Genomic DNA, 16,549 nt, shown 5'->3' with positions numbered 1-16,549 from the left:
ATTGCAAATTACGGTTAAGTTACTTTGTTTTGTGAAAATAGTATGCTTGGGCTAGTTTGTAAGTGCGACATTTAACCCTTTTGACATTGTGCTGCGTTAATAGGGATAAGTTAATCGCAGAGGTTTTTACATGGAACAGGCCCCAACTCAGCAGCAATACTTATCTGCTCATCATTTTTCAATTGTGCCGCTTGCGCGTAGCACTTTATGCCGTCAATCAGCAAGGAATCGAGTGTTTTTACTATCGAGTCTGACATTAGCAATCTTTTTCGGATTGAGTGGTTGCTCAGATAAGCAAAGTGATGGGGATAAATCCTTAGTCGTGCATCCTTTGACTGAGCAAGCTGAGACTGTGAGGTTAGAGAGCGAACAGAGCAAAGTATTAGCGATATATAAATCGGAGGAACTCCATCAGTTGAAGCAGGTGCAATCTTCTGAACGCTTAATCGATGCATCGTTAGCTGCAAAGCAGAGATCTGCCAAGCATGTTATCAATACTCATTATGTCGCCGCCCCCATCGCGAGCGACGCTTGGTATGGTATTAAGCAACCTGAGCGTAATAGGTTCGAGAAACAAATACAAAATGGCATTATGGTCGCGGGTGAAATCCCCATTTCGACTTTTTCGATTGATGTTGATACAGGGAGTTATTCAACGCTGAGACGGATGATTAAAGAGGGGAGCCTCCCCGAGAAGGGCACGATACGTATTGAGGAGATGCTCAATTATTTTACCTATGATTACCCCTTGCCGAATAAAAATGCAGCGCCATTTAGTGTGACGACTGAACTTGCTCCCTCACCCTACAATGACGACATGATGCTGCTACGTATTGGGCTGAAGGGCTATGAATTGACTAAATCCGAACTCGGTGCGAGTAATTTAGTTTTTTTACTTGATGTCTCAGGATCAATGGCTTCAGCCGATAAACTGCCTCTGTTGCAAACGGCGCTGAAAATGCTTACCCAGCAATTAAGTGCTCAAGATAAAGTTTCTATAGTGGTTTATGCAGGCGCTGCAGGTGTGGTGCTTGATGGCGCTTCGGGTGATGATATACAGGCATTAACCTATGCATTAGAGCAATTAAGAGCGGGGGGCTCAACAAACGGTAGTCAAGGTATTTTGCAAGCCTATCAATTAGCACAAAAGCATTTTATCCAAGGCGGCATTAATCGCGTTATTCTCGCAACTGATGGTGATTTTAATGTCGGCGTAACCAATTTTGACCTGTTAATCAGTCTAATTGAAAAAGAAAAGCAGCGAGGAATTGGCCTTACCACCTTAGGTTTTGGAATGGACAATTATAATGACCAACTGATGGAGCAGTTAGCCGATAAAGGTAATGGGCATTATGCTTATATTGATACGCTGAATGAAGCACGAAAAGTACTAGTGGATGAGTTAAGTTCGACCTTACTGACCATCGCTAAGGATGTAAAAGTACAAATAGAATTTAATCCGGCATTAGTCTCCGAGTATCGCTTAATTGGCTATGAAAACCGCGCCTTAGCCCGTGAGGATTTTAACAATGATAAAGTGGATGCAGGGGAAATTGGTGCGGGTCATACTGTGACGGCATTGTATGAATTACGCTATGCAGAAATGGGGGGAATGGCTAATGATAAGTTGCGATACGGTTATAATCCTCAAACGGGACAAGAAAAATACAGCCGCGAAGAAATTGCCTTTTTGAAGCTACGCTACCAATTACCCGATGAGAATAAGAGCCAACTGCTTACCTACCCAATACGAATCGACCAAAGTGTGAAGCATTTAAATCAGACTAGTGATGACTTTCGTTTTGCGGCAGCAGTCGCTGGTTTTGGGCAATTATTGAATCATAGTCACTATTTACATCAATTTGATTATACTAAGCTAAGTACGCTGACTCGTTCTGCTCTGGGAGATGATACCTTCGGTTATCGGCATGAATTTATGCAACTAGTGGATACCGCTGCAGTGCTTGCACAATCTAACGCCGCAGCGATAAACCAATCAATTGCACACGGCGATAAACCTTTTCCCCCAGAGGATAAACTCCATTAAAGGTCAATTTTCGGCAAATCTTGAAAGATGGACAAAAGAATTGGATCAATCAGTGTAGGGGTAAGCCAAATAATGAGGGAACAATTGTGGCACTAGCGATACCGCAAATACATGCCCATGAGCATAGCGATGAACAACTGATGCAACGCTATGCACAAGGAGATAGTCAGGCATTTGAGCAGTTATACCTGAAGCACAAGGGGGCACTTTATCGTTATTTTGTGCGCCAGTTGGGTGATAAGCAACTGGCTGAGGATTTATACCAAGAAACGTGGGGGCGGGTTATCCGTGCCGCAGTAAATTATCAAGCCAGTGCTAAATTCAGTACTTGGCTTTACCGTATTGCACATAACTTATTGATTGACCATGTCCGAGCTGTCAAGCCTGTCGATTTCATCGCAAGTGATACCGATGTGACTGGCTTAGATACTTTTGAGGGATGCGATCAAGATAAACCTGATATCCACTGGCAAGAAGCCCAAAAGAGTTTGCTACTTAAAACCTGTATTTCACTATTGCCCCAAGTACAGAAAGAAGCCTTTATTCTTAATATTGAAATGGGATTTACTGCTGCAATGATAAGCGATATCGCAGGGGTAACCCTCGAAGCAACAAAAAGTCGAATTCGCTATGCCTATCAAAGCTTAAAAGAGTGCGTAAATGCGAAATGGCAGGAGGCGGGCCATGAATAATGTCACAGTCAATACCGAAGAAACTGAAGCACGAAAGCAAGTCTCTATTTGGTATCACCAGCAGTCGTTAGAAATGCCATCCGCAAAGTTAGATCAAGATATTTTAGCGCTTGCCCAAACCCATCTTGTTGATATGGATAGGACTAGGCAAAAACCTGTGATGGTACCTTTTTGGCGACGTTTTCCATTAGCTCTATCTAGCGTAGCATCATTGATCATTGTGATTAGTGTAGCCATCTTAAATCGTCCACAAATTGATGATGTAGCCATTGTTCCGGAACTGAGTATGAGTGCACCAGTACCTCAAACAATTGAGCCTATGGTTGCAGCGAAAATGAGAGCCGGGCAAAGCGAGCAAGCGGAGCGCCGCTCAGTCGACGCCGCTCAGTCAGAAGCCATGCAAGCGAGATCACGTATGGCTGTTCAAGCTACTGAAGAATCCCTTGAGCAAGATGTCACTTCCATAGCCGCAGCAAGCCCAGTATTGCCACAACATGGGGCAAATTCTGAACATGTTGGTCGAGATATCGAAGATAAAGAATCCTTAGAGAAGTCACTACAAAGATTAAAAGTATTTATCGATACAAAAGAAAATGAGCAAGCATTAGCACTAGAGCAAATACTGCTGACTAGGTATCCCGAACTCGCGATGACGGAGGAGCTTAATAACTCGAAAGATGAATTATCTCAAACACTCCGTGCAGAATTTAAGATGCTACAACAACAGTTACATCAAGCTGTTAAGTAATACTATCGTGATTTTACTGGATGATGTTAGAGGATGCTTCGATTTATAAAACCTAATGTAATGAAAGGATGTTAGTCTTGTTGGTGCGGCAGTTTTTTACTCTAAGGTATATGATTTACTTGATCGCCGTCATAAAGTGAACAGGATTTAGCCTGTTATATTGGAGTTCGCACTATGACTTGACTAGTATCAATAGTCATGGCCTAAATTCAGGAGGCAGTATGCTCAAAAGACTTATGCATGATCATAAACATATCGCAGTTTTATTGAATGTCTTAAAAAACAAACAGATGAAACTATCTGAGGGTGAAGCGATTAATTTTATCGTGGTAAGAGACATCGTCGAGTATATGCAAGAGTATGCCGAGCGCAGCCATCATCCTATTGAAGACATTATTTATGCTTACTATTTAGCACATAAGGCCAATGACGATATTAATAAACTGAGCAGTGAGCATGAAACGGTGATCCAAGCTTCTGCGACGTTGATGAATACTTTAAATTTGATTTTGAGTGATATCGTTGTTGCGAGAGAAAAGTTAATTACAGATTTTGCTGAGTATGTTGAATTACAAGAGCGGCATATGCAAATGGAAGAGAGAGAGATATTTCCGCTCCTCGCTCAAAACCTAACGGAAGAGGACTGGTTAGTGATTGAAGAGGAATGCCAACAATCCCTTATTGATGACCCACTGTTTTTGGACCGAGAGCAGCAGGCATTTGATGAGCTACGATCTTATCTTTCCGAGTCTGAATAGAAGTAATATTTGGGCGAATAAAAAAGCGCCTAGTGCGCTTTTTTCATTCGGTTATGTTTAATACGATTGGTATAAGCATTATCAAACATAAGGTTACAACTGGATCGAATCAATATCGTAGTCAAAGTTATTATCAATTTCTTGGAGTTCTTTAAGCAAACGATGTTTATCCTTTAACGCTTCAATCTCTCGCCATTTACGCTTCTTGTTGGAGCCTCGCGAGCGATCGGGTCTTTCAACGACTTCATCTAGCGCACAACCATAATCTAAACGATCCATGGTAACCTCCTGTTGTTGTATGTTTTGTCAGCGATTAAATAACATATTTTCAAAACAGGGTGCAAGAATTATGTTTCATTTGTGTTAACTTGAAATGAAGTTTGGATGATATATTCTGGATATTAGGTACAGATATTGTCGATCGAGTTGACTATAAAGTGTTTATAAATAAAGGCATACAATAAAAAAGCCAGCAATTGCTGGCTTTTTGTTCAATTAAATTGCACCTTGTCGATACAAGTTAATCAGTCCATTACTTGAAGCGTCTAAGGCGCTGGAATCTTGTTCTGCACTGATCCTCGCGAGCACATCGTTACCGAGATTTTTACCTAACTCGACTCCCCATTGATCGAAGGAGTTGATATCCCATATTGCCCCTTGAACAAAGGTTCTGTGTTCATACAGCGCAATTAGCGCACCTAAGGTTTCTGGCGTTAGCTTGTTCATCAATAAAGTATTGCTTGGTTTGTTTCCGGGCATCACTTTATGTTTTGCTATTAGCTGTTTTTCTTCATCAGTTAACGAACTATTCGCCAATTCGGCTAACGCTTCCTCGAAGGTTCTACCTTGCATAAGTGCTTGGGTTTGTCCAAAGCAGTTTGATGCTAATTGATCATGGTGTACGCCAATGGGATTATGGCTTTGCAGCGGCATAATAAAGTCGGCAGGGATCAATGCTGTACCTTGGTGGATGAGTTGGTGGTAGGCATGCTGACCATTCGTGCCTTCACCTCCCCAAATTACGGGACCTGTACTGTAATCAACGTCAGTTCCATCGAGTGTGACTGACTTGCCGTTACTTTCCATATCGAGTTGTTGGAAGTAGGCTGGTAGACCACGTAGATAGTGATCGTATGTTAATACCACATGGGATTGAGCATTAAAAAAATTACCATACCATAGAGACAGTAGTCCCATGATGACGGGCATATTTTCTGCCAAGGGTGCACTGGCAAAATGCTCATCCATTTGGTGAGCACCATTGAGTAGGGCTCTGAAATTATCCATACCCACCAATAATGCAATAGGCAGACCTATGGCAGACCAAAGCGAGTAGCGGCCACCAACCCAGTCCCACATAGGGAAGATGTTATCGGCATCAATACCAAACTCAGTTGCTTTAGTCACGTTTGACGTGACTGCAACAAAATGCTTAGCCACATCGGATTGTAAGCCGCCTTTAGCTAAAAACCAGGCCTTGGCTGTTAAGGTATTTGTCAGTGTTTCTTGGGTACCAAAGGACTTAGAAGACATGATAAACAGTGTGGTTTCAGAATCGAGCAACTTCAGTTTTTCACTGATAGAAGTGCCATCAACGTTTGCCACAAAATGGCAATTTAAACCTTGGTTCCAGTATGGACGTAGGGCTTGAGAAACCACTTTAGGGCCAAGAAAAGAGCCCCCAATACCGATACTCACAATATCGGTTATTGCTTTGCCTGTGTATCCTTTCCATTGTCCAGAAGTCACTGTTTCAACAAATTCCTGCATTTTACTCAAGGTTTGCTGAACCTCTGGGACGATATCTTGGCCTTCGGCAATAATTGACTGACTAGCTTTGCTGCGAAGCGCGGTATGCAATACAGCGCGCTTTTCCGTGGTATTTATTATCTCGCCGGCAAACATTGCCTTAATCTTGGCTTCGAGTTGACTGTCTTTGGCTAAGGAAAATAACAGTTCAAGAGTTTCAGCCGTTGCTCTATTTTTTGAGTAATCGAGAAACAAACCACAAGCCGATAGTGACATATTTTTGAAACGTGCCGCATCAGTTGCAAATAATTCCCGCATATGGGGTAAGTTTTGTGTGTGTGCTGATAAAGCTTGCCAGGTTGAGCTTTGGGTCAAGAGTGTCATCGAATCGTCTCCGAAGAAGCTTAGTTTGAGAGTTTTGCCTTGAGCATTACTTCAAGTTTGCCCTGGTCGATGGCGAAATTACGTATACCTTCCGCTAACTTTTCAACCGCCATTGGATCTTGGTTGAAGTCCCAACGGAATTGCGCTTCAGTCAGAGGCGTCTCTGCTGCAACCGTCGTTGTCGCTGGTAAGAGTTTAGCTTGAATTTGCGCTTGAGAATTGGCTAACTCTTCTAGGAGTGAAGGGCCAATAGTTAAGCGGTCACAGCCTGCTAACTCAATGATTTCACCTATATTGCGGAAACTGGCTCCCATTACCACAGTGTTATAACCGTGCTGTTTGTAGTAGTTGTAAATTTCAGTGACCGAAACAACACCTGGATCATTGGCTGGTGCATAATCCTTACCTGTGTCTTTTTTATACCAATCTAGAATACGGCCAACAAAAGGAGAAATCAGGTAAACGCCTGCTTCAGCGCAAGCTCGAGCCTGAGCAAAACTGAATAATAATGTGAGATTGCAATTAATCCCTTCTTGCTCTAATTCCTTGGCTGCACAAATGCCTTCCCATGTAGAGGCTAATTTGATCAAAATACGAGATTTATCAATCCCAGCCTCTTGATACAAACGTACTAGCTTATGGGCTTTAGCAATGGATTTTTCTTTATCGAATGAGAGGCGGGCATCGACCTCTGTTGAGATTCGGCCTGGAACGAGCTTCAGAATTTCAACGCCGATATTGACTGCTAGCTTGTCACTCGCATCGTCAATTTGTTGCTCAAGTTCAGTGCTCTGTGTCTGTGCCCAAGCAATGGCATTATCAATTAAATAACTATATTCAGGGATTTGAGCTGCTTTTAAGATGAGAGATGGATTTGTTGTCGCATCCTCAGGTTGATAGCGTTTAATTGCTTCTATATCACCGGTATCTGCAACAATAGTTGTATATGACTTGAGTTGTTCTAACGTATTGGCCATGGAAAACATCCTTCTCAGGTAACTATCTAAACTCGGAATTCACTGATGACTATTAGAAGCGATTTTACCAACTTTTCCAACCTCGAATGTAAAAAAATTACAAAAATGACAAAACAATGTCGATTTCAATGTAAGGAACTAAAGTCATTCATTTCAGTTGGAGGGAAGTACCAATCGCTTAGGTATTATAGATGCCAAAAAACAAAAAAGTCGCTGCAAGCAGCGACTTTTGTAATGGACTGTAATGAATTACTTCAGAACAGGTTGTTTTGTTGTGGTTGTAACGATAGCTTCAATGCGACGGTTCGCAGCATGAGCTTCTTTCGAATCACCAGCAACTAACGGCTGAGTAATACCGTAACCGTTGGAGGTCACACGACTTCTGCTAATACCAAATTTTTCTACAAGAATATTGGCAACAGCGTCAGCACGCTTGTCAGACAGAACCATGTTGTATTCTGGTTTACCTACGTTTGAGGCATGACCAGCAATTTCAACTGTGAATTCAGGGTTCTTGTTCAAGTAGTTAGCTAGTCTTTCGATGTCTTTGTAGTATACATTTTTAACTACAGCAGAATCGTTAGCAAACTGGATTGAACCTACGTCTTCTTTGTTTTTCACATTTTCATAAATGGTACAGCCCACAGAGTCAACTTTATGAGTTGCTGGTGTCGCTGGACATTGATCTTTATCGTCGTATACACCATCGTTGTCTGAGTCGACAGGTGCAGCAACAACGGCTGCTACAACTGGTGCAGCGGCGGCAACTGGAGTGCCAAAACGGTAGCTAAGCTCTAGGCCCCAGTAGTTGCTATCTGCTTCAACGATGTTGTATTTGTCATCTAAGTTTTCATAACGACGGTATTTGGCTTGTAACTTCAAGTTGTCAGTGAAGTTGTAGCCGATACCTGCACCAAAGTATGGGGCGAAGTCGTCAGAGCTATATGAACTACGAGCACCAGAAATAGTATCACGTTGGCTATTTTCAAGAGTGTAATACATTGCTCCAGCTTCAGCTGATAGGCTCCAACGGTTAGCTAATGGCCAAAGACCAACTAAACCAAGTGTCGCGCCTTTTACGTCAGCATCGTTGCTAATGCCTGAAGTGGTCCAATCAGCGTTACCTAGATCACGGTAGCCGATTTCTGCACCAAAGTAGTCATTAAACATATAGCCGGCAAATATATCCCATGCGTATGGGTTGTCATCACCGTTTTGAGTTGCAATGTGTTCATAGTTATTAACGCCTAGACCTGCACCAACATACCAAGGCGTGAGTTCTTGAGATGCACTGGCAGCAAGTGGGAGCATTGACGTAAGTAAAACTACTTTTAATGTATTCTTCATCATTTGTTTAAGTCCATTGTTTATGATTCTCCACAAAATATGCTTTGCGGTTTTATGCAAAACATTGCTAGCACTGAGTGTGGGGATCCTTATGGTATTGTAGCCAGCGGTTAATTATCACCTCATTTGTTAAATTTTTCCAGTGTTAAGTCTAATGTTTTTATCGTTCACCATTCCGTTAATGCGTTTGAATGTTAAAAAGGCACTCAAAAGAGTGCCTTTAAAATGTATCGATATTGTTAGCTAATTTTGTTAATTAACGTGTCCAAACCCAGTTTTCAATTTCGATTGGATCAACACCATTTGCTTTAATATAGTTGCGATGATCAACAAGTCTCTGCAGCATATCTGTGGTAATTGAAACATGCTGAGTTTCATCTATTACGCCTTGTTGGAACAACTTATAAGCCATATCAATAACAAGGTGATAGCGTGATGTTCCATTACGAACGCCCATATCGAATGGTGTGGTTGTTGAACCTTCTTCTTCATATCCTTTAATTCTAAAACGGCGACTTCCTTTGTAATCAAAAATTAACTTTTTAATTGTATTTGGATAACCATGATAGTTAAATACAACGCCTTTATCTTGAGTAAATATTTCATCCATTAACCAAGGCTTTTCTTTAAACTTACGGCTACCTAAGCCATCACTGCTTAATTCCGTTACACTAACGAAGCGAATTCTTGCTCTTGGTAATAATTCCCGAATTAATACCAAGGATGCCATACATTCTTGAGTGACATAGTCTCCGCAGCCTGCAAGAACAATATCGGGATTCTCGTCAGAAGCAAAATCCCATACCATAACACCGTCTTTTGCTTGCTTACGGGCTTCTTCTAGGCTTAACCATTGAGGGAGTTCTTTTTTACCTGCAACAAGGATATTGAGCTTGTCACGGTCGGCAAATGCGCGCTCTGTATAGACGAGAGTACTGTTGGCATCAGCAGGTAAATAAGCCGAAATAATTTTTGGATGTTTTTCTAACATTGCCCCTAAAAATGAAGGGTTTTGGTGTGAGTAGCCATTGTGATCTTGACGCTCTAAGAGGGAAGATAGCACGACGTTACATGCTGGTAGTGGTTTACGGAAGTGGACACCTTGGCTTGCATATACATACTTACAGTATTGATCTGCCATGGATGAAACGACCTGCGAGAAGGACTCATAAGTTGGGAACATACCATGTCGTCCCGTTACTGTATAGCCATGCAACATACCGAAAAGCAAGTTCTCTGATAATAATTCAATCACTCGTCCATCGCGGGACATATCTTCATCCCAGCTTTCGATTGGCCACTGCCATGCGCGATCTGTTTCTTCAAATACCGCTTGTAATTGGTTTGAATAGGTTTCATCTGGACTGAAAATGCGTAGATTATTTTGATCACGGTTAAGCTTAAATGCATCTCGCATCCACTGACCCATTTTCAGCATTGAAAAACCACGTTGACCACGTGGAACTTCTGGACCGTAGCAGAGTTTTTCAAGATCGGGATTAGATAAAGCTCTAACTACTTCGCCACCATAGGTTAAGTGTTGGCGGCCACAGGCAAGTTGTTTCGGTGGGATTAATGAGCAGATATCGGCATCAAAAATCAGCTCACCTTTATCATTCATATGATAAAGCTCTTGGAAATGATAGCTGGCTAGCCAGTTATTGAGTGCATCAAGGTGGCCTTTGTCAGTCGCACATTTATTCACAATGACTTGATGAGATTCGCAATTGCCCTCTAGCTTGACACCATTGTATTCGCTCACGCCTGTCCAACCTTTAGCTGTCCGCATCAAGATCACTGGCCAGCGAGGTTTGACGACATCTTCACCACTACGAGCTCGGGTTTGAATCTCGTTGATCATACTGTAAGCAGTATCCATGGCATTTGTCATCTGCACATAGATATCTTCTTCTGCGTCACTGTCAACAATGATGGGGAAATAACCTAAGCCTCGGAATTCAAGATCTAGCTCTTCATGGCTCATGCGCCCCATACGAGTTGGACCAGAAATTTTATAACCATTAATATGCACTATTGGAAGCACGGCCCCGTTGGTGGCCGGTGATACTAAACGGTTTGCATACCATGACGCTGCGAGTGGGCCAGTTTCTGATTCACCGTCACCAATCAAAACAGTGGCGATTAGGTCAGGATTATCGAGAACGGCACCCCAACCTACTGAAAGTGAATAGCCTAATTCCCCCCCCTCAAGGATTTGCCCTGGAGCTTCTGGGTTCGCGTGTGAAGGATAACCATAGGCTGCTGAAAACTTTTTACAGATATCTTCGATACCAGTTTCGTTATACGGAATCGTTTCAGGGTAGAAGTGGCTTAAGGAACCTTCGAGGAATAGGTTAGCTTGTACGGCTGGGAAACCGTGACCAGGGCCAACTAAATAGATGAATGGACGATTATGTTTAACGATGAGTCTGTTAATGTTGGCATAAACAAAGTTGATACCAGGACACGTTCCCCAGTGACCGAGTAAGCGTGGTTTTATGTCAGAGTGTGCTAGTGGACGTTTATGTAAGACATTTTGTTTGAGGTAAATTTGTGATGTGGCAAGGAAGTTTGTTGCTCTGACGTACTTTTTCAGAGCGTTTATTTCATGGATGTGTGTCATATTTAGCCTCACTAGAGCTGACAAAAGTAAATTGAGTTTCGATGGGGTTACTATATTTGTAGTTTTATTACAAAAATGTGCCCTACATCCAAATTTTAAAAGTTGTTTTTGATGTTACGTTTGGTGATTTGAGTTTTCTCATTTGTTAATTTAGCTTTAACAAAGGCTTGCGTGAAGTAATGTCTAGTGACGCGGTCGGTGTTTGAGCGTGTAAATGTAGGCTTGATCACATGAGTGATTTCGAATACTGTGCTACTTTGCTGCGTTGAATTCGGTAGCCGTGATGTTGTAAATTCACGGAAGGATAATTTGAAAAAATAAATCTACTGAAATTCTTACCTTTAACTTGGAAGGATTCATTCACCACAGATGTTGTACCTTTAATTACCATTAGAGGAGCATTTGCTACGGGAAGAAGTAAAATAATATGTTAGAAACCATAGTTAATTTTTTGAATGCGCTACTTTGGGGCAAGTTGTTAGTTTATGGACTGGTAGGTGCTGGTCTTTATTTCAGTATTAGACTTGCCTTTATCCAGTTAACTCACTTTAAACATTCCATTAAAGTTATGACCATGAGCCGACAAGGTTGCGATAGCGGACTTTCTTCATTTCAAGTCTTTTGCACCAGTATGGCTGCTCGTGTCGGTGCCGGTAATATGGCAGGTGTTGCTGTCGCTATCGGTGCAGCAGGCCCTGGTGCGGTATTTTGGATGTGGCTCATCGCTATTTTAGGTATGGCGACTGCTATGGTTGAATCAACCTTAGCACAGGTTTATAAAGTTCGAGATCATAATGGTCAGTTTCGTGGTGGCCCTTCTTATTATATGGAGAAAGGACTGGGTCAGAGATGGATGGGCATTTTATTTGCAGTCTTTCTGATTATTGCATTTGGTTTAGTATTCAATGCAGTACAAGCAAATACTATCACTGGTGCTATGGAACGGGTATTTGGTTTTAATCCTACTTATGTCGGGATTGGATTGGTCGTCGCTAGTGGCTTTGTGATTGTAGGCGGTCTACGTAAAGTGGCGCGAGTCTCAGAGTTTATAGTGCCTATCATGGCGTTAGCCTATATTCTCGTTGCTTTCATTATCGTTATGTTCAATTTAGATCAACTCCCTGCAATTATTAGCTTAATTGTGAAGAGTGCTTTTGGGTGGCAAGAGGCTGCGGCTGGCGGTGTGGCTTATACTGTCTCGCAAGCGATGCAAGCGGGTATTGCTCGTGGACTTTTCTCGAATGAAGCGGGTATGGGGAGTGCGGCAAATGTTGCAGCAAGTGCATCACCTAACCCTAATCATCCTGCATCTCAAGGCTTTGTCCAAATGATGGGGGTATTTGCCGATACTATCGTTATTTGTACTGCAACGGCTGCGATCATCCTGTTATCTGGGGATATTGGCACTAGTGAGGATGGTATTCGACTCACTATCAATGCCATGTCTACTCATGTTGGAGATTGGGGGGGGGCATTTATTGCAGTCGCAATTTTCTTATTTTGTTTTACCTCTATTATTGCAAACTATTCTTATGCTGAAACGAATGTGATGTTTTTGACTGGCAATAGTACCAAGGCACTACCCTTATTCCGCTTATGTGTATTAGGTATGGTGATGTTTGGCGCCGTTGCAAAGATTAGTCTAGTGTGGAATTTAGCTGATGTCTCAATGGGGCTTATGGCTACAGTAAATATTGTGGCATTACTGCTTTTATCTGGGTTGGCTATCCGAGTCATTAACGATTATCGTGAGCAGCTTAAAACAGGGAAAATGCCAGAATTTGATCGCAGTAAGTTTCCTGAGCTTATGGATCAACTAGATAATGATATTTGGCAAGATACAGGTGATGCTAAATCAGCTAAAGTACTGTAATTCATTAGCTTAGCATTATTCTTTAGTTTGTTTATTATTGCTATTGCAAAAACCACGTATGCAATACGTGGTTTTTTTATCTCTGGTAAGTATGATGGTAAGGTCTTCTTTTTCAATTGGAGTTTTTGATGTTGATATTGGTTTCACCGGCTAAAACCCTCGATTTTGAGCAGCCACCCTTAACTCAAGTCTATTCTCAGCCTGATTTTTTATACCATAGCCAAGAGTTGATCCAAGTTTGTCGACAGTTAGCTCCGAGTGATATAGCAACACTAATGAAAGTCAGTGATAAAATTGCAGGTTTAAATGCTGCCCGTTTTGAAGGGTGGCAACCTCAATTTACTTTAGAAAATGCCAAACAAGCCATTTTTGCTTTTAGAGGCGATGTGTATACAGGCTTTGATGCCGATACATTATCATCACAAGAGCTAGAACGCGCTCAGTCACAGTTGCGTATTTTGTCGGGGTTGTATGGTTTATTGCGCCCCTTGGATTTAATCTTGCCTTATCGTTTAGAAATGGGGACTGCATTAAATAATGCTAGAGGTAAGAATCTTTATGATTTTTGGGGAGATATATTAACGCTAGCCGTTAACAAAACGCTAACGGAACAGGGTGATAGGATAGTCGTTAATTTAGCCTCTAATGAATATTTCAAAGCGATAAAAGTGAGACAGTTAGATGGGCAATTAATCACACCAGTATTTAAAGATTATAAAAATGGTCAATATAAAGTGATTAGCTTTTTTGCTAAGCGAGCTCGAGGCATGATGGCGCGGTATATTATTAAACAGCAGATAAACTCTATCGATGAATTAATAAAATTTGATGCAGCAGGCTATTACTACAGCGAAGAGCATAGTACGCAGAGTGAGCCGACTTTTTTACGTGAAGCACAATAGGAAATAGAAGGGAATAATAGAGAACGGTTAACGTCATTCTCTATTACTCCATTTACTTATTATTTTATTTCACTCGCCAATGGAGTAAGTACTATATTCGAATTTGCCATGAGATAAGCAAATTGTGCATAGGCAGCAACATTTTGCGCTAATGCCGCGGGATCAATTTTGTCTAAAGTATCATTTGGGGTGTGATGATAGTCAAAGTAATCGCGGCCATCCTGTCTCAGAGAGGCAACGGGTACTCCCTGTGTGGGCAACATTGAAATATCGGGTCCCGCTGAAGCCTGATTACTTCCAAGCGTAACGCCATTCAAGGTCATAGGTTTTAATATATTTTGCACTTTTGTGAATACGCTTTCATTTACTTTTGTATCAATTTGGTAAATGCGCCCAGCACCAAAATCAGATTCAGCGGCAATATAATGCAAAGGTAATTCTGCTTTATGGGCTTCAGCATAGGCTTTTCCTCCCATGAGACCAATCTCCTCCGCTGCATAAAGTACTACTCTTACCGTACGTGCAGGTTTTATCGGTAAATCTTGGATATGTTTTGCCGCCGCAGTCACAATGGCAACACCGGCACCGTCATCAATCGCGCCAGTACCTTCATCCCAGGAATCTAAATGAGCACCAATGAGTACTATTTCATTGGGCTTACTACTGCCCGTTACTTCGGCAATGACATTGTAAGAGGTATTAAAACCTGAGTTCTTTGGTGACATCTGCAACTCGAGTATTGCATTTGGATCGCGTCTTAGCATTGCAGTGACTAAGTCTGCATCGGGATTTGACATTGCCGCTGCGGGGATTTTGGGTACACCATCTTGGTAACGCATCACACCTGTATGGGCCATGCGGTCGTGATCTGTGCCAATCGATCGGATAATAATTGCTACAGCTCCTTTCTCTGCCGCAGCAACAGCACCTTTAGAACGTCCTCCAACACTCTTACCGTATCCTTCACCCGTGATATGGCGTTCAGTCTTTTGGTCAATAAAGGCTATCCTACCTTTGACATCCTCAGGGTTTGCTTGTTTAAGCGCTTCTAAGCTATCAAAACGGATGATCTTCGCTTGAATTCCTGTCGTTGGTGTTGCAACACTACCACCAAGAGCGGTGATTACCAGAGGCTGTTCAACGGGAAAGGTTATCTTAGCTTTGGCTTCACCGCGTTCCCATATGGGGACTTGTACTGGTTCTTTATATACTCGATCAAACCCGAGATGAGTTAATTTATCCATGGCCCAATTTACCGCAATAATATCTTTAGGACTTCCAGCTAGTCTAGGTCCGACTTCAACGGTTAAGGATTCTACGATGTCGTATCCTAATGATGAGGATAATGCGGTTTGTTGTAATAGGTAGGCATCATTATTTGTTATTGACATTGTTTCAACGTGATTTTGGCAAGCGTTTAAGCTGCTAATTAAAAGGCCTGTCATCAATGTTGTTTGGTAGCGCTTCATAGGTTTCCTTTATTTTTATTAAGCATGTCCCACTTTTAAAAACAATCTAGCAAAAAGTGTGCTTTATGTCCCGACTATATCTGTAAGGCAACGCTATATTAGCGCAGGGGTTAGATTTAGGAGAAGAAGTGCGTAATGAATATTGAATTAATGCAGGAGCGAGCCGATCATGCTGTAGTGCTATTAAAGGCACTCGCAAACGAACGCCGTTTATTTATCCTTTGTTATTTATTGAATGAAGGAGAAATGTGTGTTGGCGAAATGAACAAGAAATTAGGCTTAAGTCAATCGGCACTGTCGCAACACCTTGCTTGGTTACGCAAAGATAATTTAGTAACCACACGCAAAGAAGCGCAAACGGTATTTTACTCACTGAAAAGTGATGAAGTACGGGAGATGATCCACCTACTGAATAACATCTATTGTCATTGATATTTTTCAGATATAAAAAAACCGGCAATTGCCGGTTTTTTTGATTTGCTAGTCATTAAGCAGCGATTGCTTTGATCTTAGCGTTCAAACGAGCCTTTTGACGAGCGGCTTTATTCTTGTGAATAAGACCTTTAGTCGCCATACGGTCAACGATTGGTTGTGCAACAGCAAAAGCTTCTGTTGCCGTTTTGTGATCGCCTGCTTTAATTGCAGCGATTACTTTTTTAACGTATGTACGTAACATTGAGCGACGGCTGGCGTTATGCTGACGACGCTTTTCAGATTGAAGCGCGCGCTTCTTTGCAGACTTGCTATTAGCCAAGGTGCAACTCCTAAAAACTGGATTTGATACTTTTAAAGGCCGAGGAATATGCCTGCATTTAGTCACTTTGTCAATGACTATGATTGAATATTCATCATAAAGATAAATTAATCCAACCTGCCTTGGCTATCTTCAACCCAACTCGTGTAATATGTGGCGCAATTCTAACAGCTATTGCCGCGGTGTGACAGAGCCTGAGTCGATTTTTTGAGATGAATCACCTAAT

At 41.8% G+C, this 16,549-nt stretch carries 14 protein-coding genes; 7 read left to right on the top strand and 7 right to left on the bottom strand.

Features of this window, described 5'->3' with window-relative positions; all coding sequences use genetic code 11:
- Positions 1–130 precede the first annotated feature (130 nt).
- The 4 genes from SPUTW3181_RS16215 to SPUTW3181_RS16200 all read left to right on the top strand — a co-directional run bounded on the left by SPUTW3181_RS16215 (position 131) and on the right by SPUTW3181_RS16200 (position 4,245).
- Positions 131–2,047: a vWA domain-containing protein gene (locus SPUTW3181_RS16215; protein WP_011790387.1), complete on the top strand. Its 1,917-nt coding sequence runs from the start codon at positions 131–133 to the stop codon at positions 2,045–2,047.
- An 86-nt stretch (positions 2,048–2,133) separates the two neighbouring features.
- The gene (locus SPUTW3181_RS16210) at positions 2,134–2,739 is read left to right on the top strand and encodes a sigma-70 family RNA polymerase sigma factor (protein WP_011790386.1); all 606 of its coding nucleotides are present in this window, start codon (positions 2,134–2,136) and stop codon (positions 2,737–2,739) included.
- The gene (locus tag SPUTW3181_RS16205) at positions 2,732–3,487 is read left to right on the top strand and encodes a hypothetical protein (RefSeq protein WP_011790385.1); all 756 of its coding nucleotides are present in this window, start codon (positions 2,732–2,734) and stop codon (positions 3,485–3,487) included. The genes SPUTW3181_RS16210 and SPUTW3181_RS16205 overlap by 8 nt, the downstream gene beginning before the upstream one ends.
- Before the next feature lie 221 nt (positions 3,488–3,708).
- Entirely contained in the window at positions 3,709–4,245 is a 537-nt protein-coding gene (locus SPUTW3181_RS16200) for a hemerythrin domain-containing protein (protein WP_011790384.1), read from the top strand.
- Positions 4,246–4,338: 93 nt separating this feature from the next.
- Here the strand turns inward: SPUTW3181_RS16200 and SPUTW3181_RS16195 are convergent, their stop codons facing one another.
- The 5 genes from SPUTW3181_RS16195 to SPUTW3181_RS16175 form a co-directional block, all read right to left on the bottom strand.
- Positions 4,339–4,524, bottom strand: a complete 186-nt coding sequence (locus SPUTW3181_RS16195) for a DUF3545 family protein (RefSeq protein WP_011790383.1) — start codon at positions 4,522–4,524, stop codon at positions 4,339–4,341.
- 216 nt (positions 4,525–4,740) lie between these two features.
- Entirely contained in the window at positions 4,741–6,378 is a 1,638-nt protein-coding gene (gene pgi / locus SPUTW3181_RS16190; protein ID WP_011790382.1) for a glucose-6-phosphate isomerase, read from the bottom strand.
- A gap of 20 nt (positions 6,379–6,398) precedes the next feature.
- Positions 6,399–7,355, bottom strand: a complete 957-nt coding sequence (tal, locus tag SPUTW3181_RS16185) for a transaldolase (protein WP_011790381.1) — start codon at positions 7,353–7,355, stop codon at positions 6,399–6,401.
- A 249-nt stretch (positions 7,356–7,604) separates the two neighbouring features.
- The gene (locus tag SPUTW3181_RS16180) at positions 7,605–8,705 is read right to left on the bottom strand and encodes an OmpA family protein (protein ID WP_011790380.1); all 1,101 of its coding nucleotides are present in this window, start codon (positions 8,703–8,705) and stop codon (positions 7,605–7,607) included.
- A gap of 253 nt (positions 8,706–8,958) precedes the next feature.
- Entirely contained in the window at positions 8,959–11,325 is a 2,367-nt protein-coding gene (locus SPUTW3181_RS16175; protein ID WP_011790379.1) for a phosphoketolase family protein, read from the bottom strand.
- A gap of 427 nt (positions 11,326–11,752) precedes the next feature.
- On the opposite strand from SPUTW3181_RS16175, the gene SPUTW3181_RS16170 reads away from it, so the two are divergent.
- Positions 11,753–13,198 (top strand): alanine/glycine:cation symporter family protein, encoded by a 1,446-nt coding sequence (locus tag SPUTW3181_RS16170; protein WP_011790378.1) that lies wholly within the window; start codon positions 11,753–11,755, stop codon positions 13,196–13,198.
- 128 nt (positions 13,199–13,326) lie between these two features.
- Positions 13,327–14,100, top strand: a complete 774-nt coding sequence (gene yaaA / locus SPUTW3181_RS16165) for a peroxide stress protein YaaA (RefSeq protein WP_011790377.1) — start codon at positions 13,327–13,329, stop codon at positions 14,098–14,100.
- A gap of 59 nt (positions 14,101–14,159) precedes the next feature.
- Here the strand turns inward: yaaA and SPUTW3181_RS16160 are convergent, their stop codons facing one another.
- Positions 14,160–15,569, bottom strand: a complete 1,410-nt coding sequence (locus SPUTW3181_RS16160; protein WP_011790376.1) for a M28 family metallopeptidase — start codon at positions 15,567–15,569, stop codon at positions 14,160–14,162.
- Positions 15,570–15,704: 135 nt separating this feature from the next.
- On the opposite strand from SPUTW3181_RS16160, the gene SPUTW3181_RS16155 reads away from it, so the two are divergent.
- Entirely contained in the window at positions 15,705–16,001 is a 297-nt protein-coding gene (locus SPUTW3181_RS16155) for an ArsR/SmtB family transcription factor (RefSeq protein ID WP_006084975.1), read from the top strand.
- Positions 16,002–16,056: 55 nt separating this feature from the next.
- Here the strand turns inward: SPUTW3181_RS16155 and rpsT are convergent, their stop codons facing one another.
- Complete coding sequence (gene rpsT / locus SPUTW3181_RS16150; RefSeq protein ID WP_011790375.1) at positions 16,057–16,323, bottom strand: 30S ribosomal protein S20; 267 nt, start codon at positions 16,321–16,323, stop codon at positions 16,057–16,059.
- Between the last annotated feature and the right edge of the window lie 226 nt (positions 16,324–16,549).

Origin of the sequence: Shewanella sp. W3-18-1 (assembly GCF_000015185.1) — a bacterium.
Taxonomy (GTDB): Bacteria; Pseudomonadota; Gammaproteobacteria; order Enterobacterales; family Shewanellaceae; genus Shewanella; species Shewanella putrefaciens.
The sequence above is the reverse complement of the archived record's forward strand: the minus strand, read 5'-3'. Positions and strand labels throughout refer to the sequence as shown.

Excerpts from the sequence above, each read along its gene's own strand:
- SPUTW3181_RS16215 (WP_011790387.1), top strand. The coding sequence starts at position 131 with ATGGAACAGGCCCCAACTCAGCAGCAATACTTATCTGCTCATCATTTT.
- SPUTW3181_RS16205 (WP_011790385.1), top strand. The coding sequence starts at position 2,732 with ATGAATAATGTCACAGTCAATACCGAAGAAACTGAAGCACGAAAGCAA.
- SPUTW3181_RS16200 (WP_011790384.1), top strand. The coding sequence starts at position 3,709 with ATGCTCAAAAGACTTATGCATGATCATAAACATATCGCAGTTTTATTG.
- SPUTW3181_RS16195 (WP_011790383.1), bottom strand. The coding sequence starts at position 4,524 with ATGGATCGTTTAGATTATGGTTGTGCGCTAGATGAAGTCGTTGAAAGA.
- pgi (WP_011790382.1), bottom strand. The coding sequence starts at position 6,378 with ATGACACTCTTGACCCAAAGCTCAACCTGGCAAGCTTTATCAGCACAC.
- tal (WP_011790381.1), bottom strand. The coding sequence starts at position 7,355 with ATGGCCAATACGTTAGAACAACTCAAGTCATATACAACTATTGTTGCA.
- SPUTW3181_RS16180 (WP_011790380.1), bottom strand. The coding sequence starts at position 8,705 with ATGATGAAGAATACATTAAAAGTAGTTTTACTTACGTCAATGCTCCCA.
- SPUTW3181_RS16175 (WP_011790379.1), bottom strand. The coding sequence starts at position 11,325 with ATGACACACATCCATGAAATAAACGCTCTGAAAAAGTACGTCAGAGCA.
- SPUTW3181_RS16170 (WP_011790378.1), top strand. The coding sequence starts at position 11,753 with ATGTTAGAAACCATAGTTAATTTTTTGAATGCGCTACTTTGGGGCAAG.
- yaaA (WP_011790377.1), top strand. The coding sequence starts at position 13,327 with ATGTTGATATTGGTTTCACCGGCTAAAACCCTCGATTTTGAGCAGCCA.
- SPUTW3181_RS16160 (WP_011790376.1), bottom strand. The coding sequence starts at position 15,569 with ATGAAGCGCTACCAAACAACATTGATGACAGGCCTTTTAATTAGCAGC.
- SPUTW3181_RS16155 (WP_006084975.1), top strand. The coding sequence starts at position 15,705 with ATGAATATTGAATTAATGCAGGAGCGAGCCGATCATGCTGTAGTGCTA.